The sequence below is a fragment of the Kribbella sp. NPDC002412 genome (assembly GCF_053592935.1).
On sequence record NZ_JBSFBL010000003.1, the window covers coordinates 120,769 to 145,012 of the forward strand.

22 protein-coding genes are annotated in these 24,244 nt (G+C 70.4%); 13 read left to right on the forward strand and 9 right to left on the reverse strand.

Annotation, left to right across the window (positions count from 1 at the left end):
• Window position 1: 1 nt before the first annotated feature.
• Entirely contained in the window at window positions 2–1,276 is a 1,275-nt protein-coding gene (locus ACWCOV_RS03710; protein ID WP_449827673.1) for an MFS transporter, read from the forward strand.
• Here ACWCOV_RS03710 and ACWCOV_RS03715 read toward each other — a convergent pair.
• The gene (locus ACWCOV_RS03715) at window positions 1,224–2,546 is read right to left on the reverse strand and encodes a hemolysin family protein (RefSeq protein WP_449827674.1); all 1,323 of its coding nucleotides are present in this window, start codon (window positions 2,544–2,546) and stop codon (window positions 1,224–1,226) included. The genes ACWCOV_RS03710 and ACWCOV_RS03715 overlap by 53 nt on opposite strands.
• Before the next feature lie 164 nt (window positions 2,547–2,710).
• Here ACWCOV_RS03715 and galT point away from each other — a divergent pair, with 164 nt between their 5' ends.
• Both galT and galK read left to right on the forward strand, forming a co-directional pair.
• Complete coding sequence (galT, locus tag ACWCOV_RS03720) at window positions 2,711–3,757, forward strand: galactose-1-phosphate uridylyltransferase (protein ID WP_449827675.1); 1,047 nt, start codon at window positions 2,711–2,713, stop codon at window positions 3,755–3,757.
• A complete protein-coding gene (galK, locus tag ACWCOV_RS03725; RefSeq protein ID WP_449827676.1) occupies window positions 3,754–4,902 on the forward strand; it encodes a galactokinase in 1,149 nt (382 codons plus the stop codon). Before galT ends, galK begins: the two co-directional genes overlap by 4 nt.
• On the opposite strand, the gene ACWCOV_RS03730 is transcribed toward galK, so the two are convergent.
• Together ACWCOV_RS03730 and ACWCOV_RS03735 are read right to left on the reverse strand one after the other, a co-directional pair.
• Window positions 4,876–6,099, reverse strand: coding sequence for an MFS transporter (locus ACWCOV_RS03730; RefSeq protein WP_449827677.1), 1,224 nt, complete (start codon window positions 6,097–6,099; stop codon window positions 4,876–4,878). The two genes, galK and ACWCOV_RS03730, sit on opposite strands and share 27 nt — an antisense overlap.
• Entirely contained in the window at window positions 6,096–6,908 is an 813-nt protein-coding gene (locus ACWCOV_RS03735) for a DeoR/GlpR family DNA-binding transcription regulator (RefSeq protein ID WP_449827678.1), read from the reverse strand. Before ACWCOV_RS03735 ends, ACWCOV_RS03730 begins: the two co-directional genes overlap by 4 nt.
• An 80-nt stretch (window positions 6,909–6,988) precedes the next feature.
• On the opposite strand from ACWCOV_RS03735, the gene ACWCOV_RS03740 reads away from it, so the two are divergent.
• The 6 genes from ACWCOV_RS03740 (at window position 6,989) to ACWCOV_RS03765 (ending at window position 13,316) form a co-directional block, all read left to right on the forward strand.
• Entirely contained in the window at window positions 6,989–8,113 is a 1,125-nt protein-coding gene (locus ACWCOV_RS03740) for a GNAT family N-acetyltransferase (protein ID WP_449827679.1), read from the forward strand.
• Window positions 8,114–8,255: 142 nt separating this feature from the next.
• Window positions 8,256–8,918 (forward strand): GNAT family N-acetyltransferase, encoded by a 663-nt coding sequence (locus ACWCOV_RS03745; protein ID WP_449827680.1) that lies wholly within the window; start codon window positions 8,256–8,258, stop codon window positions 8,916–8,918.
• A gap of 97 nt (window positions 8,919–9,015) precedes the next feature.
• Window positions 9,016–9,816, forward strand: coding sequence for a CAP domain-containing protein (locus ACWCOV_RS03750; protein ID WP_449827681.1), 801 nt, complete (start codon window positions 9,016–9,018; stop codon window positions 9,814–9,816).
• Between the two features lie 262 nt (window positions 9,817–10,078).
• Window positions 10,079–10,945, forward strand: coding sequence for a CAP domain-containing protein (locus ACWCOV_RS03755; protein WP_449827682.1), 867 nt, complete (start codon window positions 10,079–10,081; stop codon window positions 10,943–10,945).
• Between the two features lie 362 nt (window positions 10,946–11,307).
• The gene (locus ACWCOV_RS03760) at window positions 11,308–12,975 is read left to right on the forward strand and encodes a CAP domain-containing protein (RefSeq protein WP_449827683.1); all 1,668 of its coding nucleotides are present in this window, start codon (window positions 11,308–11,310) and stop codon (window positions 12,973–12,975) included.
• Between the two features lie 80 nt (window positions 12,976–13,055).
• A complete protein-coding gene (locus ACWCOV_RS03765; protein ID WP_132327403.1) occupies window positions 13,056–13,316 on the forward strand; it encodes a hypothetical protein in 261 nt (86 codons plus the stop codon).
• Here ACWCOV_RS03765 and ACWCOV_RS03770 read toward each other — a convergent pair.
• Window positions 13,270–14,253, reverse strand: coding sequence for a GlxA family transcriptional regulator (locus ACWCOV_RS03770; protein ID WP_449827684.1), 984 nt, complete (start codon window positions 14,251–14,253; stop codon window positions 13,270–13,272). The genes ACWCOV_RS03765 and ACWCOV_RS03770 overlap by 47 nt on opposite strands.
• A gap of 81 nt (window positions 14,254–14,334) precedes the next feature.
• Between ACWCOV_RS03770 and ACWCOV_RS03775 the strand changes: the two genes are divergently transcribed.
• Window positions 14,335–15,096: an MBL fold metallo-hydrolase gene (locus tag ACWCOV_RS03775; RefSeq protein WP_449827685.1), complete on the forward strand. Its 762-nt coding sequence runs from the start codon at window positions 14,335–14,337 to the stop codon at window positions 15,094–15,096.
• A gap of 4 nt (window positions 15,097–15,100) precedes the next feature.
• On the opposite strand, the gene ACWCOV_RS03780 is transcribed toward ACWCOV_RS03775, so the two are convergent.
• On the reverse strand, window positions 15,101–15,550 hold the full coding sequence (locus ACWCOV_RS03780; RefSeq protein ID WP_449827686.1) for a M1 family aminopeptidase: 450 nt from the start codon (window positions 15,548–15,550) through the stop codon (window positions 15,101–15,103).
• 152 nt (window positions 15,551–15,702) lie between these two features.
• Here ACWCOV_RS03780 and ACWCOV_RS03785 point away from each other — a divergent pair, with 152 nt between their 5' ends.
• On the forward strand, window positions 15,703–15,882 hold the full coding sequence (locus ACWCOV_RS03785) for a hypothetical protein (protein ID WP_449827687.1): 180 nt from the start codon (window positions 15,703–15,705) through the stop codon (window positions 15,880–15,882).
• 176 nt (window positions 15,883–16,058) lie between these two features.
• Here ACWCOV_RS03785 and ACWCOV_RS03790 read toward each other — a convergent pair whose 3' ends face one another.
• Window positions 16,059–16,922, reverse strand: coding sequence for an MOSC domain-containing protein (locus tag ACWCOV_RS03790; protein ID WP_449827688.1), 864 nt, complete (start codon window positions 16,920–16,922; stop codon window positions 16,059–16,061).
• A gap of 76 nt (window positions 16,923–16,998) precedes the next feature.
• On the opposite strand from ACWCOV_RS03790, the gene ACWCOV_RS03795 reads away from it, so the two are divergent.
• On the forward strand, window positions 16,999–17,508 hold the full coding sequence (locus tag ACWCOV_RS03795) for a helix-turn-helix domain-containing protein (protein WP_449827689.1): 510 nt from the start codon (window positions 16,999–17,001) through the stop codon (window positions 17,506–17,508).
• A gap of 3 nt (window positions 17,509–17,511) precedes the next feature.
• On the opposite strand, the gene ACWCOV_RS03800 is transcribed toward ACWCOV_RS03795, so the two are convergent.
• Both ACWCOV_RS03800 and ACWCOV_RS03805 read right to left on the reverse strand, forming a co-directional pair.
• Window positions 17,512–18,318: a spermidine synthase gene (locus ACWCOV_RS03800; RefSeq protein WP_449827690.1), complete on the reverse strand. Its 807-nt coding sequence runs from the start codon at window positions 18,316–18,318 to the stop codon at window positions 17,512–17,514.
• Between the two features lie 23 nt (window positions 18,319–18,341).
• On the reverse strand, window positions 18,342–19,484 hold the full coding sequence (locus ACWCOV_RS03805) for a glycerophosphodiester phosphodiesterase (protein WP_449827691.1): 1,143 nt from the start codon (window positions 19,482–19,484) through the stop codon (window positions 18,342–18,344).
• A gap of 182 nt (window positions 19,485–19,666) precedes the next feature.
• On the opposite strand from ACWCOV_RS03805, the gene ACWCOV_RS03810 reads away from it, so the two are divergent.
• Window positions 19,667–20,659 carry a malate dehydrogenase gene (locus tag ACWCOV_RS03810; RefSeq protein ID WP_449827692.1) on the forward strand — a complete coding sequence of 331 codons (993 nt, stop codon included), beginning with the start codon at window positions 19,667–19,669 and terminating at the stop codon, window positions 20,657–20,659.
• A 244-nt stretch (window positions 20,660–20,903) separates the two neighbouring features.
• Here the strand turns inward: ACWCOV_RS03810 and ACWCOV_RS03815 are convergent, their stop codons facing one another.
• Window positions 20,904–24,227, reverse strand: coding sequence for a S8 family serine peptidase (locus ACWCOV_RS03815; RefSeq protein ID WP_449827693.1), 3,324 nt, complete (start codon window positions 24,225–24,227; stop codon window positions 20,904–20,906).
• Window positions 24,228–24,244 lie beyond the last annotated feature (17 nt).

A 24,244-nucleotide genomic window follows, 5' to 3' on the forward strand; every position in this document is an offset into this window, starting at 1 on the left:
CGTGAAAGAGCTGTGGGGCGTGCTCGCGCGGCAGCGCGACTACCGGTTGGTGCTGTCCGCGGGCCTGGTGTCGCTGACCGGCGACTGGATCCTCAAGACCGGCCTCGCGTTCCAGGTCTATGCGCTGACCGGGTCGACGCTGGCCTCCGGCGGCCTGCTGCTCTCGTCGTTCGTGCCGATGGTCGTGCTCGGATCGCTGGCCGGCGTCTTCGTCGACCGCTGGGACCGACGCCGGACGATGATCGTCACCAACCTGCTGCACGCACTCCTCCTGCTGCCGCTGCTCGCCGTCCGCGACGAGAGCGCGATCTGGATCGTGTACGCCGTTGTCCTGGCGCAGAGCTGTTTGCAGCAGTTCTTCCGCCCGGCCGAGCAGTCGCTGATCCCGGTCCTGGTCGAGCCGCGGCAACTGGTGACGGCCAACGCATTGAACAGCCAGACCAGCGACATCGCGCGGCTGGTCGGCGCCGGCATCGGTGGCGTGCTGGCCGGTCTCGGCGGACTGCCGTTGCTGGCGCTGGTGGACGCTGCCACCTTCCTCTTGGCGATGGGCCTGATCGTGCGGGTCCGGCATCGCTTCGTTCGCGTGCTCGCACAGCCGGCCGATGGTGCGATCCGGCGGCTGAAGGCGGAGTGGACCGAGGGCATCCGGCTCTGCGTCACCGGACCCGCGATGCGGCTGCTGTTCGTGTTCTGCGTGGTGACCGGCGTCGGCGAGGGCGTGATGAGCACGCTGTTCGCGCCGTTCGTCAGCTCCGAGCTCGGCGGCGACGGTACGGCGTACGGCCTGATCGTCTCGTCCCAGGCGATCGGCGGGATCGCCGGCGGCCTGGTCGCCGCCGCGGTCGGCTCGCGGTTGCCCGCGGCAACGATGTGGGGAACCGGGGCGTTCCTGTTTGGCCTGATCGACCTGGCGCTGTTCTGCTACCCGCTGCTCTGGGACAGCCTGGTCCCCGCCTTCGCGTGCATGATCCTCGTCGGCTTGCCGGGGGCGTTCACCATCGCCGGGATGATGACCGTGCTCCAGCGCCGGACCGCGGACGCGTCCCGCGGCCGGATCTTCGGCGCGATCGCCGCCGCCGAGGGCGTCGCGGTGCTGATCGGCATCGCCTCCGCGGGCGTCCTCGGCGAACTGGTCGGCATCATCCCGGTCCTGGTCTTCCAGGGTCTCGGGTACGTCGTCGGCGGCGCGGTCGTCCTCGCCCGCCGCCGGATGCTCTCGGCTACGCCTCTTCCGGAACCGGCTGCGCGTCCGGTAGCTCGTCCGTCGGTTTGACCCGGTGGATGCGGACCCGGGCGACGCGGCGGCCGTCCATGATCGTGACGGTGAGCACGTGGCCGTCGATCGGGGTCTCGTCACCGGTGGTGGGGACGCGGCCGAGCCGGGCGGCGAGGAAGCCGCCGACGGTCTCGTAGGGGCCGTCGGGCAGCTCGACCCCGGTCTCGTCGGCGAAGTCGTCGAGGTTGAGCAGGCCGTCGACCTCGATGTCGCCGCTGCGCAACCGGGTGGTCTCGACCGACTCCTCGTCGTACTCGTCCTTGATGTCGCCGATCAGCTCCTCGACCAGGTCCTCCAGCGTGACGATGCCCGCGGTGCCGCCGTACTCGTCGAGCACGATGGCCAGGTGCGTCGACCGGCGGCGCATCTCGGTCAGCGTCGGCAGCAGCTTCGCGGTGTCCGGGAGCTGCAGCACGTCGCGGGCCAGGTCGCCGACCCGGACCGAGCGGGACGCGACCGCCGGGTCGAACAGGTCGCGGACGTGCACGAACCCGACGATGTCGTCGGCCGAGCCGTTCATCACCGGGTAGCGCGAGTGCGGCCGCTCGGCGGCGAACTTGACCGCCTTGTACGCCGGCATCTCGGCGTCGATGAAGTCCACCTCGGTCCGCGGCAGCATCAGCTCGCGCAGCTGGCGGCTGCCGGCCTCGAAGACGTCGTCGACGATCCGGCGCTCCTCCTCGCCGAGCGACTCGTGCGCGGAGACCAGGTCGCGCAGCTCCTCGTCGCTCATCACCTCACGGTTCGCGTTCGGGTCGCCACCGAGCGCGCGGACCACCAGGTCGGTCGACTTCGACAGCAGCCAGATCACCGGGCGGGCGATCGAGGCGATCCGGTCCACCAGCGGGGCCAGGCCGAGCGCGAACATCTCGGCCCGCTGCAGCGCCAGCCGCTTGGCCGCGAGCTCGCCGATCACGATCGACACGTACGAGATCAGGATGGTGATCAGCACCAGCGCGGCCGTGTCGGCGACCGACTCGGGCAGACCGAGGTCCTGCAGGTGCGGGGACAGGCCGTCGGCGAGCGTCGCGCCACCGAAGGCGGCGGACAGGAAGCCCATCAGGGTCACGCCGATCTGCACGGCGGACAGGAACCGGTTCGGGTTGGCGGCCACCTTGGCGACCGTCTCGCCGCGCCGGCCACGCTGAGAGATCGACTTCAGCTGGCTGTCGCGCAGCGAGACCAGCGCCATCTCGGCCGCGGCGAAGACCCCACCGATCAGCACGAAGACCAGAATCAGGACGATATTGAGCAGGGTTTCGTTCATGGGTGGGAGTTCCTAGCGCCCTCTCGGATGTCGAGAGGGCGTGCGTTGGGCGTAGTCGTCCATTCAGTAAGCCTAGCGGTGGCGACTATCACCGTGCATGTTCGAGTTTGTTGGTTTACGATGATTCCTGGCCGTCGGTGTCCGACGGCCGGGAGGGTCACACGATGAACACACCGCGCGGCGCACGCCGTACGGACACCAAGCTGTCCGACGGCCGCGAGCTGATCTACTACGACCCGGCCGACGCGCCGGCCCGGGTACCGCTCGCGGACACCCGTGGGCTGCCGGCCCCGCAGCCGCAGATCGACCTGCGCACCGACCCGCTCACCGGTGACGTCATCTCCTACGCGACCCACCGCAACACCCGCACCTACCTGCCGCCGGCCGACCAGTGCCCGCTGTGCGCGAGCAAGCCGAACAACCCGACCGAGATCCCGGACCACGACTACAACGTCGCGGTGTTCGAGAACCGGTTCCCGTCCTTCGCCGGCCCCGGCCGGACCGAGGTGGTCTGCTTCACCAGCGACCACAACCAGTCGTTCACCGACCTGTCCCAGGGCCAGGCCCGGCTGGTCGTCGACACCTGGGCCGACCGGACCGCCGAGCTGAGCGCCCGCGACGACGTCGAGTACGTCTTCCCGTTCGAGAACCGCGGCCGCGAGATCGGCGTCACGCTGAGCCACCCGCACGGCCAGATCTACGCCTACCCGTTCCTGCCGCCGCGGATCCGGACCCTGCTGGCCCGCGCCCGCGAGCACCAGCAGGTTGCCGGCAGCAACCTGTTCGCCGACGTCCTGGCCGCGGAGAAGAAGGACGGCGCCCGGGTCGTCGCGGCGAACCCGAACTGGACCGCGTTCGTGCCGGAGGCGGCCCGCTGGCCGGTCGAGGTGCACCTGTACCCGCACCGCCAGGTCGCCGACATCAGCGAGCTCTCGGTCGGCGAGCGCGACGACTTCGCCGAGCTCTACCTGGAGGTCCTCAGCCGCCTCGACGGCCTGTACGGCGACCCGCTGCCCTACATCGCCGCCTGGCACCAGGCCCCGGTCCGGATCGACCGCGAGCTCGGCTACCTGCACCTCGAGGTGTTGTCGATCCGCCGGGCCGCGGACAAGATCAAGTACCTGGCCGGCTCGGAGTCCGGGATGGGCGCGTTCATCAGCGACACCCGGCCCGAGGACGTGGCCGAGACCCTGCGGAAGGTGGGTTCGTGAGCTCCGTCGAGACGGCGTCCGATTTCGAAGCGGTGTTCGGGGTCGCCCCGGAGGGCAGCTGGCGGGCGCCCGGCCGGGTCAACCTGATCGGCGAGCACACCGACTACAACGACGGCCTGGTGCTGCCGATCGCGCTGCCGAACCGCATCCTGGTGACCGCGTCGCAGCGCGCCGACGGCCGGATCGCGGTCGCCTCCAGCGGCCACCAGGGCGTGATCGAGTTCGCCGTCGACGAGCTGTCCCCCGGCTCGGTCGACGGCTGGGCGGCGTACCCGGCCGGAGCGGCCTGGATCCTGCGCGAGTCCGGCTATGCGATCGGCGGCGCCAACCTGCTGATCGACTCCGACCTCCCGTCCGGCGCCGGCCTGTCGTCGTCCGCTGCCCTGCTCTGCGCGACCTCGGTCGCCCTGCTCGGGCTGCGTGACCTCGACGTCGACCCCGCCGAGGTCGCCCGGCTCGCACAGAAGGCCGAGAATCGGTACGTCGGCGCGCCGGTCGGCCTGATGGACCAGATGGCCTCGATGTGCTGCACCGAGGGCCACGCCCTGTACTTCGACATCCGCGCGATGGCCACCGACCAGATCCCGTTCGATCCGGCCGCCGACGGTCTCGCGCTGCTGGTCGTCGACGTGAAGGCTCCGCACCGGCACGTCGACGGCGAGTACGCCGCCCGCCGGAAGAGCTGCGAGGAAGCGGCCGCTCTGCTCGGCGTCCCCGCGCTGCGCTCGATCGAGTACGACGCCCTCGACGACGCACTCGGCCGGCTCGACGACGACGTCGTACGGCGCCGGGTCCGGCACGTGGTGACCGAGATCCGCCGGGTCGAGGAAGCCGTCGCGCTGATGCGGGCCGGCCGGCTGCGTGAAGTCGGGCCGCTGTTCACCGCGTCGCACGTGTCGATGCGGGACGACTTCGAGATCACCGTGCCGGAGCTGGACGTCGCGGTCGACACCGCGCTCGAGGCCGGCGCGGTCGGAGCCCGGATGACGGGTGGTGGTTTCGGCGGCTGCATCATCGCGCTGGTCGAGGCCGGCGCGGCGGACGCCGTGCTGTCCGCGATCGAGAAGGCCTTCGCCGACCACGGTTTCAACGCGCCCAGCTCACTGGCCGCGGACCCGTCAGCCGGCGCGTCCCGGGTCGACTGACAGTTCCCGTTTGATCAGCGGCGCGAAGGCCAGGGTCGCGACTACCTGGATGATGCCCATCACCAGGTACGGCGTGCGCAGGTCGGTGCGGTGGGCAAGGAACCCCGCGCCGACCGCGCCCGCCGGGGCGGCGCAGAACGCGACCATCCGGTAGACCGCGGTCACCCGGCCGAGCAGTGCGGCCGGCACGATCCGCTGCCGCAGCGTGATCGAGATGACGTTCCACCAGGTGCTGCCGAAGCCCATCAGTACGGCGCCGCAGATGATCAGCGCGAGTTCGGTGAAGATCCCGAACATGATGACGGCCAGGCCGAGCACGAGCATCGAGATGATCAGGTTCTTGAACGTCGACAGCCGACGGGCCAGCCGCGGCGCGAGGGCCGCGCCGACGACGCCGCCGACCGCGTACGTCGCGACCAGCCAGCCGAACCACGCCTCCGGCAGGTGCAAGGCCTCCAGCACATAGAGGACGAGGATCGCGACGATGCCCGCCCCGACCGCGTTCGAGACCAGGAGCAGCAGGCAGAGCGACCGCAGCAGCTTGTGCCGCCACAGATAGAGCAGTCCTTCCTTGAGCTCCCGGCCGAGATGACGGTCCGGGGACACCGCGCGCGCCGGTGCGGCACGCCGTACCAGGAAGACCAGTATGGCGGCGGCCGCGAAGGAGATCGCGTCGACAAGGATCGGCAGGCCGTGGTGCAGGACGAACAGCACGGCGCCGATCGGCGGGCCGACCAGGTTCGCCAGCAGGACCAGGGCTGCCTGGTTGTAGCCGTTCGCCCGCTCCAGCGCGGTCCCCGCGACGATGTCCGGGATCACCACCGAGGACGCGTTGTCGAAGAACGGCGCGAGCATGCCGAGCAGGAACCCGGTGATCAGCAGCAGCGGGATGCTCTCCTGGCCGACCAGGACGGCGGCCGCGAACGCGCCGGCGATGACCGCCCGGATCGCGTCCACAATCCACATCGTCGTGGTACGGCGCCAGCGGTCGACCATCACGCCGGACACCAGGCCGAGCAGCAGCCAGCCGATTCCTGTGACCGCTTCGGTGAGCGAGACGATCCGGGGATCGCGGCTCATCGAGGCCGCGAGCAGCGGCAGCGCGCCGAAGGTGATGCCGTCGCCGAGGAACGAGATCGCCCCCGCGGTCCAGAGCACCCAGTACGGCCTACCGAGCGGCTCCTGCCGCCGTCTCATGAAGCAATGACTAGCTCACACCCGGTGTCGCGCATGGCCTTGCGGGCGGGAGTCGAGAGACCTGCGTCGGTGACGATGACATCCAGGTCCGCCCAGGTGGCGAACGTGCTCAGGCCGACCGTGCCCCACTTGGTGTGGTCGGCGACGACGACCACCTCGCGGCTCGCGGCGATGAAGGACCGGTTCGTCTCGGCCTCCATCAGGTTCGGCGTGGACAGCCCGTGCTCGGCGTCGACGCCGTGCGCGCCGAGGAACAGCAGATCGAGGTGCAGCGAGCCCAGCGCGGCGGTGGCGATCGGGCCCACCAGCGCGTCGGACGGCGTCCGGATGCCGCCGATCAGGACGACCGTGCGGTCGGACCGGCTGTTGCCGTGGAAGACGTCGGCGATCCGGGCCGAGTTCGTCACGACTGTCAGGTTCTCCACCCGGAGCAGTTGCCGGGCCAGTGCGTACGTCGTCGTGCCGGCGCCGATCCCGATCGCGCTGTCCGGCTGGACCCGGCTGGCCGCCTCGGCGGCGATCGCCTGCTTGGCGGCGGACTCCTGGGTCAGCTTGGCGTCGAACCCGGGCTCGTGCGCGCTGCGCAGCCCGACCGACGTGGCCCCACCGTGCACCTTGTGCAGCAGGCCGCTGGAGTCGAGCGCGTCCAGGTCGCGGCGGATCGTCATGTCCGACACCCCGAACCGCTCGACCAGCTCGGCGACCGTGACCGCGCCCCGACTGTTGACCTCGGCAACAATCGTGGCCTGCCGCTGAGCGGCGAGCTGCCCTCCCCGGCCCCGCGGTGCCTCTGCTCCGGCTGCGTTCACGAGGCACAGCCTAGTGTGGAAATCGGTGTCTGTCAGGGAAATCGCGTTGCCGCGGCGGGCGCACCTTGGCACGCTGAAGCATGCGATTCCCCGACGACGTGCCGGTGCTGTCCGATGACGCGGTGACCCTGCGTGCGCACACCCCGGCGGACATCGACCCGGTGTACGAGATGTGCCAGGATCCGGAGATGCAGCGCTGGACCACGATTCCGGTGCCGTACCTGCGCGAGCACGCGGTGAACTTCCTCACCGAGCAGATCCCGAACGGGTGGCGCGGCGGCGGCATGTGGGCCTGGGCGATCGAGTACGACGGCCGCTACGCCGGCACCATCGACCTGCGCGACGGGGACGGCGGGGTCGGCGAGGTCGGGTTCGCGGTGGCGCCGTCGGCCCGGGGCGCCGGGGTGATGACGCGGGCGCTGCGGCTGGCAGTGCGGCACGCGTTCGACGTCCTGGAGTGGGACCGGGTGATCTGGCGGGCGTTCGTCGGCAACTGGGCGTCCCGCCGGGTCGCGTGGAAGGTGGGGTTCCGCGGCCTGGTCGTCGTACCAGGTGGTGGGAAGGCGCGCGGGGTTCGGCACGACGAGTGGGTCGCCACGGTCGGGCGCGACGACGACCTCGAGCCGGTGGGCAACTGGTGGAAGGTGCCGGAGATCGAGGGTGACGGGTTCCGGCTGCGGGCGTTCCGGCCGACCGACGCGAAGCGGGTCGCCGAGGCGTGCAACAACGAGCGGACGCAGTACTGGTTGCCCGGGCTGCCGTCGCCGTACCAGGTGACCGATGCCGAAGGGTTCATCGAGGGGCGTCAGGACGTGCTGGCCAGTGGTGACGGTGTGGTCTGGGCGATCGCGGACGCCGGCACCGACGAGGTGCTCGGCTGCGTGAGCCTGTTCGACATGAACAACCGGATCGACAAGACGATGGCCGAGATCGGCTACTGGGCGCACCCGGAGGCCCGGGGCCGTGGGGTGATGTCGGCCGCGGTCCGCCTGGTGGTCGAGCAGGCGTTCAAGCCGGTCGAGGAGGGTGGTTTCGGGCGGCGCCGGCTGGTGCTGTTCGCTGCCGACGGCAACACCGCGTCGGCCCACGTTGCCGAGGTCAACGGCTTCACCCACGTTGCCCTCGAGCGGTCGGCGAGTCCGCGGCGGGACGGCAGCCACTCCGACCTGCACGGCTTCGACCTGCTCGCGTCCGAGCGGAGCTGAGATCCGCGGCGGCCTAGAGGTTGCCGGGCGGCGGCTCCCGGCGGTATTGGTGACCGCCCGGAATCGGTGATGTACGGCCAGTTGGTGTCATCCGACACCACTTCCCCTCGCCGTCTCGGCATCCGGCTGCTTGAATCGACTGGTGAGAGATCGTGAGGAGCTCGTCCGCCGCTGGCAGGCCGGGTGGTCGGTTTCGAGGGGCTGGACCACCGTGGAGGACGACAACGACGGCATCCTGACCGTCCGTGCGGGTGAGGAGAACCGCGCGATGGAGTACGTCGTACTGGATGCCGATGACAAGCCTGAACGGGTCGAACGTGCCGCCGAGCTGGCACTGGCCGCCGGCGGTGGCCGGGGCGCCGGCTGGGTCACCCTGGCCACGGACGACAAGGAAGCCCGGATCGAGCAGCTCGAGGACCTCGGCCTGGAGGTGCAGCAGGATCAGGACTGGCTGATGACGATCCAGCTGTCGGAGCAGCCGGCGCTGAAGCTGCACGAGCGCTACGCCCTGCACACCGAGCTCGAGTCCGACCTGATCATCACCCGGGCCACGCTGCACGGCGGCGTGGTGTCGAGCGGGCGGATGGCCGTGGTCGGTGAGGACGCGGTCGCGGACCGGATCGAGACCGATCCGGCGCACCGGCGGCGCGGGCTGGGCAGCGCGGTGATGGCCTCGCTGGTCGAGACGGCGGCGGCTCAGGGCGCCAAGCGCGGCATCCTGATCGCCTCGATCGACGGTCTGCGGCTGTACCGCAGCCTCGGCTGGAAAGTGGTCGCGGACATCGTGATCGCGCGCTCCCGGTGACCCCCGTCACGTTCAAACGCATGACTTTGTCAAAGGTTCGTGAAGTGCGGCCTGCCCGGGGCGTCAGCCACGCCTGACCTGGGCAAGGCTGCAGACCATGACGAACCACAGACGCCCGCAGCGACGCCATGGAGTGATCGGGCCGCTACTGGCCTCACTCTCGGCGCTGGTGCTGATCGCCGGCATCGGGTGGTTCGTGCTGGACCGGACCGCGAACGTCCTGACCAGCCAGGACCGGCCGCTGACCACGACGACCGACGTGCTGTCCGAAACCCCTTCGGCGACCCCGTCGGTCACGCCGTCTCGCCGTACGACTCCGACTCTCACACCTACTCGTACGCCGACGCGCCCGAAGGCGACCAGTCCGACCCCGACCCCGCGCCGTACGACGTCGGCCCCGAGCCGGGAGGGCACCCGGACCCCGAAGCCGTCGCCGACGCCGACCCGGACCACCAGCAAGCCGACGGCCACCAAGACCACGACCAGCGCGCCGTCCGGCGGATCGGGTACGGCGGAAGCGCAGGTGCTCAGCCTGACCAACAGCGAGCGGTCGAAGGCCGGCTGCGGTCCGCTGAAGATGAACAGCGCGCTGACGCGGGCCGCCGAGGCACACGCGGCCGACATGGTGGACCAGCACTACTTCTCGCACGACAGCCTGGACGGCCGCAGCCCGTTCGACCGGATGAAGGCCGCCGGGTACAGCGGCGGCGCGATGGCCGAGAACATCGCGGTCGGGTACAAGAGCCCGGCGGCCGTGGTCGAGGGCTGGATGAACAGCGCCGGCCACCGCAAGAACATCCTGAACTGCAGCTACACCGTGATCGGCATCGGCTACGACAGCGGCCAGGTGAAGCCCGAGTGGGGCAGCGGTAGCTGGGTGCAGGACTTCGGTGGTTAACGCTTGCCGGGTGAACCTTCGATAATCGTTAAGAGGCGTCGCGGACCTGTAACGGTGACCTCTCCGGTCGGTTAAGGTCGCTGTTCGGTGAACCAGGGGGGACCTGGCAACAACTGAACGCGGGGAACGACGAGCACTCGGTACGACGAAAACGAAGAGGATTCGCCCACCCATGACGGATTCGCCTACCCCCCGGCGACACCGCGGCAGTAGAAGAGCTCCCCGGCGGAGCCGCGGCCTGGTCGGCCCTACCGTCAGCGCGTTGTCCGTTCTCCTCGCCATCGGCCCGGTCGTCTACCTGATGTCCCGCGACAGTTCGACCGTCGACGGCGCGACCAAGGTGCTGAACGTCTCCGAGGAGACCCGGGACGACGCCGGCCGTTCGGTTGTCGACGGCATCAACTCGTCCGCGCCGGACGGCAAGGCCACCAAGACGGTTCCGAACAGAACGACGGGCACGCCGGCCGTAGGGTCCGCGGCTTCGACGTCGACCTCGAACACACCGGTCTCGCCCGGTACCACCGGCACCCCGTCCGGGACGCCGACGATCACCGTCAGCACCGCGCCGACCGGCAGCGCGACGACCGTGACCGTGAGCCCGACGGGACCGCGCACCGCGCAGACCAGCACCAAGCCGAAGCCGCGGCCGTCGAGCAGCACTCCGACGAAGACGCGGAGCAGCGAGCCCCGGCCGAGCGAGACGACCGAGCCGCCGGCCGGCGGTGGCGGCACGAACGCGCAGGAGCGCGAGGTCCTCAAGTACACCAACGCGATCCGCGAGCAGCAGGGCTGCGGCCCGCTCCGCCTGGACAGCGCGCTGGTCGAGGCGGCCGGACGGCACGCATCCGACATGGTTCGCCGGCACTACATGGACCACACCAACCCCGACGGCCGGGACCCGGGCGACCGGATGGCGGCCGCGGGCTACCGCGGTTCCGGCTGGGGCGAGAACATCGCCGCCGGCTACGACTCCGCGCAGAAGGTCGTCGCGGCCTGGATGCAGAGCGATGGACATCGCAAGAACATCCTGAACTGCCGGTTCACCTCGATCGGCATCGGCTACGACCCCGGCCAGGTCCGGTCCGACTGGGGTCCCGGCAGTTGGGTCCAAGACTTCGGACGCAGCTGAGGGCGGGCTGTCATTGTGCTGAAAACACTGAGTGTGGCTGAGACGTTGTCTCAGGGCCACAACGTCCGGCCGCTTCATCGCCGGTCACTGCGGGTAGATCCGTCCTTGTCATGTCGCCGGTCCGTCCTGGGGGGCTCCGGTGAGACGAATGGTGAGGCACGTCTTGGGTCGTGGTCGGTCGTCCCTCGCCGTCGCGAGCAGGTGCTCGGTGCGGTGCATCGGCGTGCTGGAGGGGAGGTCTCGATGCGGAGCATCGTGGCCTCCGCTCCAGTGCGGCGAGGTGCCGTGCCGAATGCCGCGCAGCAGGCGAGGGACGGCCGACCACGGCCCCCGGGCGAGACAGTGAAGGGAACAACGAAATAATGTCCGAGTCCGGTAACGGCCGGTACAAACCACGCAGGAAGGCGACCCGGGCGGCAACCCGCGGATCCCGGTCCAGCGCTGCGAACCGGCCCACCCCGGCGGAGACCACTCCGCCGCCACCACCGGAGCCGCCCCGGTACGCTCCGCGGACGAGCGACGAGTCGCCGTTCTGGGCGACCGCCCAGTCCGCCGGCGCGGCCAACGAGTCTCCCTTCTGGGCGAACACGCAGTCCTCCCCCGGCGCCGGCACCCAGCCGATCGCTCGCCCCACCTCGCCCTCCAGCGTCACCCCGGGCCAAAGCTCCTACTCCCGTACGGCGGGCCTCGGCGAAACCGCCTCGTCCCGCTCGTACTCCCGGTCGAGCGAGTCCGGCCTGGGCGAGACTGCGTCGTCCCGCTCCTACACGCGCGCGAGCGACTCGGGTCTGGGTGAGACTGCGTCCTCCCGCTCGTACTCCCGCGCGAGCGAGCCCGATCCCGCCGCGTCGCAGTTCTACTCCCGCGCGAGCGAGTCAGGCCTCGGCGACACCGCCTCCTCCCGGTCCTACTCCCGGGCAGCAGCAGCCAGTACGGCGCCCGTCGCGGCCGACGCCGCCTCCTCCCGTTCGTACTCGCGCGCAGCAGCAGGCGGTTCGCCTTCGTGGGTGACGCAGTCCCCCGCAGGCTCGAGCACCGAGGCGAGCGCGCAGACTGGCAGGCGTTTTGCCTCGACGACCGAGGCCGACACTGACTCGGCACCCACCGCCACCGCAGGCTCGCGGGTCGCCGGCACAGCGATCACCACCGCGGCCACGGCCGGCCCGACGACGACAGCGGCGGCTGCCTCCTCAGGTGGGGGCGGCGGACGCGTCGGTTCGCGCGCAGCCGCCCGGGCCGCCGGCGGCGGAGGTGGCAAGGCCAAGCGGCCCCTGATCGCCGTCGCATCCGTCGTCCTGGTGATCACGCCGATCTCCTGGATCCTGCTGCACCAGCCGCAGAACGACGAGGCCGACGCGTCGGTCCCGATCGTCACCCGCACCGACGACACCTACGTCACCCCGACCACCAAGCCCGTGGTCAACCCGCCGACGCCGAAGCCGAGCACCCCACCGGCCACCCCAAGCGCCACCCCCTCGGCGACGCCTTCGGCCACCCCGACGCGCACCCCGACGACCGCGCCCACCGACCGCCCGACGTCGACCCCCACCGACGGCCGGATGACCACGGCCCCCACCAGCCGCCCGACCCCCACCGGCGACCGCACCACCACGTCAACCCAGCCGAAGCCCACGGAGACCACGACCGCCCCGCCTCCCCCGGTTGACGACGGCAACATGTCGGCCGACGAGCTGCAGCTGTTCCAGATGATCGACAACGCCCGGCGGGACAAGGGTTGTGCGCCGCTGAAGCGCGACAGCGACCTCAGCAACGGCGCAGGCGCCGACGCCGACCAGCGCGCCAAGTCCGGCAACACCAACTCGTTCAGTTCGTCGTCATCTACCGCCGGTGGCGAGAAGTGGACGGCTCAGGACGCGTACGACCAGATGATGGCCCAGAGCAGGAGCACCATCCTCAACTGCGGCCTGACCACGCTGGGCGTCGGGATGGAGGACGCCAAGTACAGGGATTGCCTGCTGTTCCTCTGCAGCACGAAGACCCGGGTCGCCTGGGTCGCGGACTTCACGTAAGGCGGAGCGCACTTTCGTAGGGTGTTGGTGGGACCATGGGAGGGAACGACCCTTGGTCCACCAACCCTGCGGGAGGCCGGATGTACGGGGAACGCGACGACCTGGACCCGCCCCGGCCCGCCCACTTCGGGATTCCGCCGGACGCCCTCGCCGACGAGCGCCCCGACCCGCGCCCGGAAGAGGCGAAGCGGATGGGCCTGAGCCGGCACACCGAGGAAGGCGCCGTCCTGTACTTCGCGTCCTCCCTCGACCGCGGCAAACCCGGTCACCGGATGATCGCGTGGATCCTGCTGGTCACGTTCGCGGCGCCGGCGCTCTATACCCTTCTGCTCCTGCTGTGAGTCCGCCGAACTCCTGACGGTGCCGCTGTGGCGTCGTACCGAGCAGGGCGTGGAAGTGGTGGCGCAACGCGGCGCTGCTGCCGAAGCCGCTGTCGGTGGCGATCCGCTCGACCGGGTGATCGGTGGTCTCGAGCAACAACCGGGCCCGGTCGAGGCGCTGGCGCAGCAGCCAGGCCTGTCCGGAGCTGCCGGTGCGGGCGCGGAACTGCCGGGTGAAGGTACGGCGGGACAGCGCGACCGCGGCCGCCCACTCGTCCAGGGTCACGGGCTGGTCGAGCCGGGCCCGCGCCCACAGCATCGCCTTCTCGATCACGTCGTCGCTGGGATCGGGCGGGACCGGGACCGGGATGTACTGCGCCTGTGAGCCGCTGCGATGTGGTGCGACCACGATGCTCCGCGCCAGCCGCTCGGCGAGCTCGACACCGTAGTGCGTGCGGACGAGGTGCAGGCAGCAGTCGATCGAGGCGGCGGTCCCGGCCGAGGTGATCAGGTCGCCGAGGTCGGACCAGAGGACGTCCGCGCGGACGGCGACATTCGGGTGCTTGGCCTGCAACTGGTCGGCCCACTTCCAGTGCGTGACCACCTCCCGGCCGTCCGCGATTCCACTCGCCGCGACCAGGAACGCGCCGATGCACAGCCCGACGACGGTTGCACCGCGGGCGTGCGCGCGCTGGATGGCGTCGATCAGCACGGCGGACGGTTCGCGGTTCGGATGCCAGCTCGGCAGGATCACCAGGTCGGCCGTGTCCATCACCTCGAGGCCGTGGTCGACGGAGATCCCGAAGCCGGCGTTGGTCCGGAGCGGACCGGGTTCCTCGGCGCAGACGCGGACGTCGTACTCACAGGGTTCGCCGAGGCGGTCGCCGAGGACCAGGCACGGCACGGACAGGTGGAACGGGCTGATCCCGTCGTACGCGAAGACGGCGACAGTACGCATGGAACCAGTATGGCCCGATCTTCAGGAACTGTGGCTCACGGGCCAATGGTGAATGGGTGCGGCGGCCGCGAGGATCGAGGTATGAAGATCACGCACATCGGCGGCCCGACCGCGCTGTTCAGCCTCGGTGGACTCACCTTTCTGACCGATCCCGCCTTCGACGAGCCGCAGGAGTACGTGCTGCCGACCGGCCGGGTGATGACCAAACTGATCGGGCCGGCGGTGCCGGTCGCGGACCTCGGGCCGGTGGACGTCGTGCTGCTGTCGCACGACGAGCACAAGGACAACCTCGACGACGCGGGCCGCGACCTGCTGCCGTCGGTGCCGACCGTCCTGTCGACGCCGGGAGCCGCGACACGGATTCCCGGCGTACGCGGTTTGGAGACTTGGGAGTCGGTGGAGCTGGCCCGCCCGGACGGCGGCGTGATCACCGTGACCGCCGTACCGGCTTTGCACGGCCCGGAAGGCGCCGAAGCCGTCCTTGGCGTGGTCACCGGCTTCGTCCTCACGGCTGACGACCTCCCCACCGTCTACGTCTCCGGCGACAACGCCTCCGTCGCCCTCGTCAAGCAAATCGCCGACCGCTTCCCCGTCGACGTGGCCATCCTGTTCGCCGGCGCCGCCCGCACCCCACTGATGGACGGCGCTCCGCTGACCCTCACCTCAGAAGCCGCCGTAGAAGCCGCCCACGTCCTGGGCACGGCGACCATCATCCCCGTCCACACCGAAGGCTGGTCCCACTTCTCCGAAGGCCCCGACCACCTCTCCACCACCTTCACCCAAGCGGGTCTGACCGCCCGCCTGAACATCCTCACCCACGGCACTCCGACCACCGTCGGCTGAACCTTCAGGCAATGCCGTATGCCGTCCAGAAGGGGGTTAGGTCGGTGGGGGTGACGGACTGGGCTGCGGTCTTGAAGCTGGCGGGGGTGGTTACGCCGTACCAGTGGGACTTGGCGTAGGTGGTCAGGAGTTGGGCCATGGGGGTGGGGCCGAGGTGGCGTTCCAGGTCGTGGAGTAGGCAGGCGCCGTAGGTGTAGACGTAGGGGCCGTACGACGTTGGCCGTGACTGCCAGTAGGACATCGGGTTGGTGATTGCGGTTGGCAACGAACGCGGCCAGCAGCCGACCCGGTGGTTGCCTTCGTGCAGGTCGGTGGCGTACGTCGCGAACGCTTCGTCCAGCCAGGGATCGGCGTACTCGTTGTTGCCGATGATCCCGTACCACCACTGGTGCGCCACCTCGTGCACGACCGGACTTCCCGCCACACTCAGCAGCACGAAACCCGGGTACTCCATCCCCGCTGAAGGTGCTCCACCCGTCGTGCAGCACCAGATCGAGCTCGCCGTACGGGTAAGCCCCGAAGCGGCGCCCGAAGTCGTCGAGCGCGGCCATCGCCTTCGTCCGCGCGTCGACTACGGCGGCCGACGGGACGGCCGGCGTCGCCCAGGTGCGGACCTTCACCCCACCAGGCGACGTCGCGTCCGAGCTGACGAACGGGCCGGCCGCCCACGCGAAATCCCTGACCTGCTTGGCGATCGCGACACCGTCCGACGTCACGCCGGTCGACGGTACGACGAGATTGCCGGTCTGCGTCAGCCGCACCCGGAAGTCCGCCGCGACGCTGTAGAAGCTCTCACCGATCCCGACGTCCGGCTCGAGGTGCCACCCCTTGTCATCGCGTACGGCGAGCACCGGCAAGGCGTTCCCGAAGAAGCTGAACGCCCCCGAGCGCCGGATCGGTGCCAGCAGCAGCAACAGAATCCGGTGCATGCGCAGACTCCCCGAACTGGTGGAGTCTGCAGGCTACCGAGTGGCCGGCGCCGGATCCGGCCCGTCCGGGAGCCATTCGTGTACCAGGATCTCATCGCCTACGTGAAGGGTGCCCTCGGCAAGGACCGCGGCCTTCATGCCGAAGCTGACCCCGCCGCCGTAGTCCGGCTGCCGGCGGTAGGTCGCCAGCGTCCGGGTCGGCTCCGGGCCGCGCTTCTCGCCGGACGCCTGGTCGACGGTCGGCACCGCGCACCGGATCGCGCGGGCCGCGTACCCGATCTCCACCGAGCCGGCCGTCATCCGCAGCACCCGGTCCTCGGTGTGCGGCTCGGGCCAGCCGGAGACGACGATGTTCGGGCGGAAGCGGTTGATCGGTATCGCGTCGCCGCCATGCTCCACGATCCGCTCGTTCAGGCCGTCCAGCGACGACAGCGACGCGATCAGCAGCGCGTGCGCGTCACCGAACCCGGTCTGCCCGGGATTCACACCCCACCCGGGGCGCTCGTGCTCGGGCGTCACCCGGACCAGCGCGGCCGGCCTGCCGAGGCGGGCGGTGAACCACTCGTCCGCGGCCGGGTCCTGTACGACGCCCAGGCCGAACCACTTCCCGAACAGGCTGACGTCGCGCCGCTTCCCGTCGTACTGCACCGGGATCTCGAGGTCGGGGGCGCCCTCGGCCGAGAACCGCAGCGCGGCGCCGTCGTCGAGGACCTCGGCCCGCAGCGCGGCCATCGCGGGCAGGGCGCGCTGGCTCAGGAACGTCCCGTCCGGCTCGACGAGCATGAAGTTCCGGTCGTGCCGGAGCCCGGCCGGACCCACCTCGGACTGCTCGACGGACACCCCGGCCAGCCCCTTCACCGGGTAGTAGGTCAGAGCGGCAACCTTCGCGACAGACATTGCTCAATCGTAGCTTGACCCCTGACACTTGCCTTGTTTGATCATGTTGGATTATGTTTGATCACGAGGAGGCTAGATGAACGCGGAGATGTTCGCCGGCGCGCTCCGGCGGGTCCGGCAGCAGTCCGGGCTCACCTACCGGCAGCTCGCTGATCAGGCGCACTACTCGCACGCGCACCTGGTCCGGGCGACCAGCGGGAAGCAACTGCCGACCTGGGACGTCACTGCGGCCTTCCTGACCGGATGCGGCGTGTCGGCCGAGCTCCTTCCGGTCTGGCGCCGGCACTGGGAGACGGCCGTCCGCGATGCGCAGGACGTTGCCGAGCTACTCCGGACCGCCGAGACGCTGCAGGACCTGGGTGCCGCGCTGGCGGCTCTTGCCCGGCCGCGGTCCTCGCGCAGTCTGGAGCAACTCACCGGCATCCCCCGGACCACCATCCAGGCGTGGTTCCAAGGTGCTCGCCTGCCCGGGCGCGACCGCCTGGACCGGCTGGTCCGCGCGATCGGCGCGACGCTCGACGAGCGTGCCGCGGTCGCCGACGCCCTCGACCGGATCAGCTCGGCCCGCACCCGCGCAGCCGCCTGAGTACTAGCGGCGGAAGGTGCCGGCGGGGGCCGGTGGGGTGGTGAAGCCTTCGGCGTCGGTGAGTGGGGCTGCTTTGCCGGCCAGCTCGCTCAGCGGGAGGACGTCATACGGCGGTTGCGCCCGCCGGCCGGCCGCGGTCAGGTCCGGGACGGGCCGGGGTGACGCGACCAGGATGACGTTCCCGAAGCCCTTGCCCCGCAGGACCTTCCGCTCGGCCAGCACCAGCCCGTCGCCGACGACTCCGCGGACCGTGGCCGCCGTACGGCGAATGAACGGCAAGCCGGCCGACCCGTCGATCAGGTTGGCCACCAGCACGCCGGTCGGCCGCAGCACGCGGGCGCACTCGGCGAAGAACTCGGCCGTGACCAGGTTCGCCGGGACGGCCTCACGCTCGAACGCGTCCAGGATCAGCAGGTCCATCGAGTCGTCGTACAGGTCGGTGATCCCGGCCCGGCCGCTGACCCCGCGGACCTTGATCCCGGACCGCTTCGGCAGCGGAAGCGCCTCGCGGACGAACTCGGTCAGGTCCTCGTCGGGCTCGAGCACGACCTGCCGCGACCGCGGCCGGGTCACCGCGACGTACCGGGGCAGGCTCAGCCCGGCGCCGCCGACGTGCGCGACGGCGACCGGCTGACGCCGAGGTGCGGCGGCATCGACGACGTCGCCGATCCGCCGCATGTACTCGAAGGCCAGGTGGGTGGGGTCGGCAAGGTCGACCTGCGACTGCAGCGAGCCATCGACCCGGAGCACGAAGGTGCCGTCGGCCTCGGCCTCGACGGTCGCCGTCCCGGACCCGACCTTGCGTTCCACCCGCCTATCTTGTCACCGAACGCTCAGCGCGCCTCGGCCTCCTCGGCCACCGCGACGTCGGTGTTGTCGGTGAACAGCCCGTCGATCCCGGCCTTGCGGTACGCCGCGATCTCGCCGAACAGGTTGCCCGACTCGGCCGCCACCGGGGAGCTGTCGAAGTTCGCCGGCAGGAAGCTGTTCTCCACCCGGAACGTGTACGGGTGCACGACCAGGCCGGCCCGGTGCGCGTTGGCGACCAGCGCAGTCGGCTGACCGAGCTTGCCGGTGGCGTCCAGCGGGATCACCTGGTCCTTCGCCGGCCCGAGCCCCTTGGCGTACGTCGCGACCTCGCGCAAGCCGCTCGCACTCACGATGTCGGCGTACGTCCGCTTGTCCCCGGCGACCACGAAGTCGTACGGCGCTCCGGACGAGCTGGTCAGCTGGACGAGCGGGACGCGGAGTTGCTTGCGCAGGGCCTTCAGGTTGGACACCTCGAAGGACTGGACGAACACCTTCGCGTCCGGACGGTTCAGGCCGTTGCGGTTCAGCGTCTTCACCAGCTCCGGCTCGAGCGCCAGGCCCTGCTGCTGGAAGTACGTCGGGTGCTTGGTCTCCGGGTAGATGCCGATCGGCCGGTCGAGCTCGCGGGACAGCCGGCGGCTCAGGTCGATGACCTCCTGCAGGGTCGGGACCTGGTAGCGGCCGTCGAACACGGTGTTGTGCTGCCGGACCGCCGGGATCCGCTCCTTGGCCCGCAGCGTGCGCAGCTCGGCCAGCGTGAAGTCCTCGGCGAACCAGCCGGTCACCGCGACCCCGTCGAGCTGCTTGGTCTTCTTCCGGCCGGCGAACTCCGGGTGCGCCGCGACGTCCGTCGTACCGCCGATCTCCGGCTCGTGCCGGGCGACCAGCACCCGGTCCTTGGTGATCACCAGGTCCGGCTCGATGTAGTCGGCGCCCATCCGGGCCGCCAGCTCGTACGACGCCAACGTGTGCTCCGGCCGGTATCCGGAAGCACCCCGGTGCCCGACGATGACGAAGTCGTCGCGGTGCTTGGCGGCGGACTGGGCAGCCGGGTCGGCGGCCGGGGCCGACGTGGGCATCGCCTGCGGGACCAGCACGGCCGCGGCGACGGCGAGCGCCGACGCGGCGGCCGGGACGAATCGGCGGGGCAGCACCGTTCGCTTCATGTGGTTCTCCTTACGTGTCAGGAACTGGAAGACACCCTTGGATACTGCGAAGACCTCCCGATGTCCGCACGGTGAACGATTCCCCGCACTGTGAGCAAGTCGTGGGTCCCCCAGCGTTGGTAGCACGCGCGGGGCTTGCTAGCGTCCGAAGCACACTGTCACAAGAGTTCGAGGAGCGTGTCGTGAGCACTACACCGGTGAAGGTGGCCGTTACCGGGGCCGCTGGACAGATCGGCTACAGCCTGCTGTTCCGGATCGCGAGCGGTGCGCTGCTCGGCCCGGACACGCCGGTGGAGCTGCGGCTGCTGGAGATCGCCCCGGCGCTGAAGGCGCTCGAGGGGGTCGTGATGGAGCTCGACGACTCGGCCTTCCCGACCCTGGCCGGAGTGGAGATCGGCGACGACCCGAACGTGATCTTCGACGGCGCGAACGTGGCGCTGCTGGTCGGCGCCCGGCCGCGGACCAAGGGGATGGAGCGCGGCGACCTGCTGGAGGCGAACGGCGCGATCTTCACCGTCCAGGGCAAGGCGCTGAACGAGCACGCCGCGGACGACATCCGGATCACCGTGACCGGCAACCCGGCCAACACCAACGCGCTGATCGCGAAGAGCAACGCCCCGGACATCCCGGCCGAGCGGTTCTCCGCGCTGACCCGGCTGGACCACAACCGCGCGCTGGCCCAGCTGGCGAAGAAGGCCGGCGTGCACGTCACCGACCTGAAGAAGATGACGATCTGGGGCAACCACTCCGCGACCCAGTACCCGGACATCTTCCACGCCGAGGTGGCCGGCAAGAACGCGGCCGAGGTCGTGAACGACCAGGCGTGGCTGGAGAGCGACTTCATCCCGACCGTGCAGAAGCGCGGCGCGGCGATCATCGAGGCCCGCGGCGCGTCCTCGGCGGCGTCCGCGGCGGCGGCGACCATCGACCACACCCGCGACTGGCTGCGCGGCTCGGCCGACGGCGACTGGCTGTCGATGGCGGTCGTCTCCGACGGCTCGTACGACGTCCCCGAGGGCCTGATCTCCTCCTTCCCGGTCACCACCAAGGACGGCAACTGGGAGATCGTCCAGGGCCTGGACATCAACGACTTCTCCCGCACCCGCATCAACGCCAGCACCACCGAGCTCGCCGAAGAACGCGACGCCGTCAAGACCCTCGGCCTCATCGGCTGACCCACACCACCGAGAACCCCCGGGGAGCGCCTCCCCGGGGGTTCTGCTGTTTCAGCGGAGCGGGTAAGCGTTGAGCACCGTCTGTGTGGCGGGGTTGCCGGCTCGGTCGGTGACCACCGAGCGCAGCGACATCACCTGCGCGCGGCCTGCGCCGCGCCGCGACCGGTCAGCGACACGGCAAGCACCGCGGCCGTGACGACCGCGGTGCCTGCCAGTCCTTTCTTCTCTGCCCGTCAGGGATTCGTCATCCGATCGAGTAGGCGCCGATCACGGTCTGGTCGGTGACGTTGCCCTGGGCATCGATCAGGTGAGCCTTCAGCGACACCGACTTGGCGTCCTTCGGGGTCGCGAAGATCGCCTTGTAGACGCCCTTGCCGGTCGGCGCGACCGCGGCCTTCTGCCAGGTCTTGCCGTCGTCACCGGAGACCTGGATCTCCAGCTTCTTGATGCCCGGCAGGGTGGCGCCCGGCTGGGCGTCGACGACGACCGGCAGCACGGTCACCGGCTTGCGCTCGGCGACGTTGTGGCTGTTCACCTTCGGCTGGAACCGCACCCCGAGCATCGGCAGCAGCGTCTCCTCGGCCGTCTCGCCCGAGGTGAACGTCCACTTCAGGTCGGTCCTGGTGCTGAACGTCGAGTACGACGGCCGCGTCTGCGAGGACTCCAGCGTGTACGTCGCCTTCTCCGCCGGCAGGCCGGTCGTCTCGACGTAGCCGAAGTACGGCGACTCGGCGACGACCTGCCCGTCCCGGAGCAGCTTGCTGGACTGGGTGTCCATCACCCCGAAGCCCTTGTTGCCATCGGCATCCGACAGCGAGAAGGCCGACAGCAGCAGCCCGTCGCCCACCCGGACCGCAACCTCCGGCGTCGACGTGAACGCGACCGCGTTGTACCGCTCCCGGTACGTTTTGCCCGCCTTGTACTCACGGTCCGGCGAGCTCAGCCGGCTGATCGTGATCGGGAACGGGTCCTCCGGGTCCGGGCTCGGCTCGACCTCCTCGGCAACCGTCTGCCAGGTGGCCGGCTTGTCGTCGGCGAACAGCTTCGTGCTCACCGGGACGTCGTACGGCAGGATGATCGCCCAGGATCCACCCATGTACGGCGCCCGGCCGTGCACGGTCCGCTCGACCTGCCGGTCCGAGGTCGCGTTGATGCGCTGCTCGACCACGGCGAGTTCCTTCGCCTTGATGTCGCGAACGAAACCGGTCGGGAGGCGACCTGGCGTCGAGTCGACCTGCCCGTACAGGTACGGCGAGTTCGCGAACGACCCGTTCTCGCCCGGCTTCGCCCACTGCGAGGCGACGTGGCCGGTCATCTGCTCCGGCGGCAGCGCCGCGCCGACCTGCGCGGTGTGCACACCGGTGAAGTCGAACAGCAAGGCCGACGAGCTCAGCCCACGCATCCCGTCCGGCGAGGTCCGGTCGTAGCCGACATCGGCGACCGCGACCGCGGCGTCGGCCTGCGGCACTGTGACCTTGACCGGCTTCGCGGTCCGCGCATCCAGGGTGACCGCGGTGTTCTCGGTCAGCTTGATGCTCGGCTGGACGAGCGAGTAGATGTCGACCTCCTCGCCGCCGGGCCGCTCGACGAACTGGTCGCCCTGCACGAGGTACTCACCCTTCGGCAACCGGTACTTGGCCGTCGCGGTGCCGAAGAAGGTGAACAGGTTGGAGTCGATACCGAACACCAGCCCGGACGGTGCGGCCGGCTTGCCGTCCACGCCGACGCTGTTGATGGTGAGCTCGTAGCTCTCCTTCTCCTTGTTCACCCCGATCGCCGACTGGACCGTGGTGTCGCCGCGGGTCGCGGTGATCCGGCCGGAGTAGCCGCCGTCCGGACCGCTGTGCTTCGTGTTCGACGTCGCCTGCACCGACGCGGTCCCACCGGCCGGGACGGTGACGGTGGTCGCGCTGAGCTTCAGCGCATCGGCCGGAGCGGGCGCGCCGTCCGGACCGTTCAGGGTCGCGGTCAGGTCGAGCGTCACCGGCTGGTCACCGAGGTTGCGGTAGGTCAGCGTCTTGGTGACCGGGGTGTCGTCGTCGTGCGGCCAGAGCGCCGTACCGAACGATACGCTGCCCGGTTCGGCGATCACGGACTGCTTGATGCCCTTGGCCACGTCGATCCGGCCGGCGCCCTGCTCGAAGGCGCTCTGGTCGGCGGCCGGCTTCGCCGACGCCATCAGCGCGCCCTTGAGCTCACCGGCATTCCAGTTCGGGTGCTCCTGGGCCAGCAGGGCCGCCGCTCCCGCGGTGTGCGGGGTGGCCATCGATGTGCCGTCGAGCATCAGGTACTGGTCGCCGACCGGGGTGCCGATGACCGACTTCTTCGCCTTGGCCGCGACGATCGCGACACCCGGCGCAGTGACGTCCGGCTTGACCGCGCCGTCGCCGACCCGCGGGCCGCGGCTGGAGAACTCGGCCAGCTTGTCCTGCTTGTCGACTGCGCCGACGGTCAGCGCGGCGTCGGCGCTGCCGGGCGAACCGACCGTGCTCTCACCCGGGCCGTCGTTGCCGGCCGCGATCACGAACAGCGTGCCGGTCTGCGCGGTCAGCCGGTTGACGGCCTCCTCGAGCGGGTCCACCTCCGGGGTGTCGGTGCCGCCGAGGCTGAGGTTGACGACCTTCGCCTTCACCTCGTTCGCGGCCCACTCCATGCCGCCGAGGATCGCGGACTCGGGGCAACCGCCCAGCTCGCAGACCTTGCCGTCGTACAGCTTGGCGTCCGGCGCGACGCCCTTGTACTTGCCGTTGGAGGCGGCCGCTGTGCCGGCGATCGTCGAGGCGACGTGGGTGCCGTGGCCGACCAGGTCCTCGTCGGACTCCTCGGTGAAGTTCTTCGCGCCGGCGACCTGGCTGGCCAGGTCGGGGTGCGACTTGTCGATGCCCGTGTCGAGTACGGCGACCGAGACGCCCTTGCCGGTGTACCCGGCCTGCCAGGCGGCGGGCGCGCCGATCTGCGGCACCGACTGGTCGAGGCTGATCTCGCGCTTGCCGTCCAGCCAGACCTTCTGCACTCCCGCGGCCGACCGCGCCGAGGTGACCCCGGTCAGGAAGGACCCGGCCTTGGCCTTGTCCACCTTCATCGCGGCACCGTTCACGACCGGCAGCTGGCGGGTCACCGTCGCTCCCGGCGCGGCCGAGCGCGCTTGGGCCTTGCCCGCATAGGTCACGACGACCGGGATCGCCTTGGACGACTTGTCGTCGTACCCGTCCTTGATCAGGCCGGTCACGTCGAACAGCCGGCGGTCGAGACGGCCGCTGACGACCTGGTCCTGGACGTCGGATGGGACGACGTACAGGTGCTCCTTGGTGCGGTGGGTGCTGAAGGTGATGTTGTCGCGTCCGGGGCCCGGCTCGACGGCGGCCTGGGACGGGTCGCCGCCGTACAGGGTCACCCGGTCGCCGGTGACCAGCGTGACGTGCTGGTCGGCGGCCTTCGCCTTGGCGGCGTGGGTTTTGAGCTGGTCCGGCGGTGGTGATGCCTGAGCCAGGCCGGATAGCCCGACGCTCACGGCTGCGATCGCGGCGACGGCCAGGCCGAAGCGCCGCGATCGGTTGGTGGATCGCACGATGAGTCCCTCCCGTT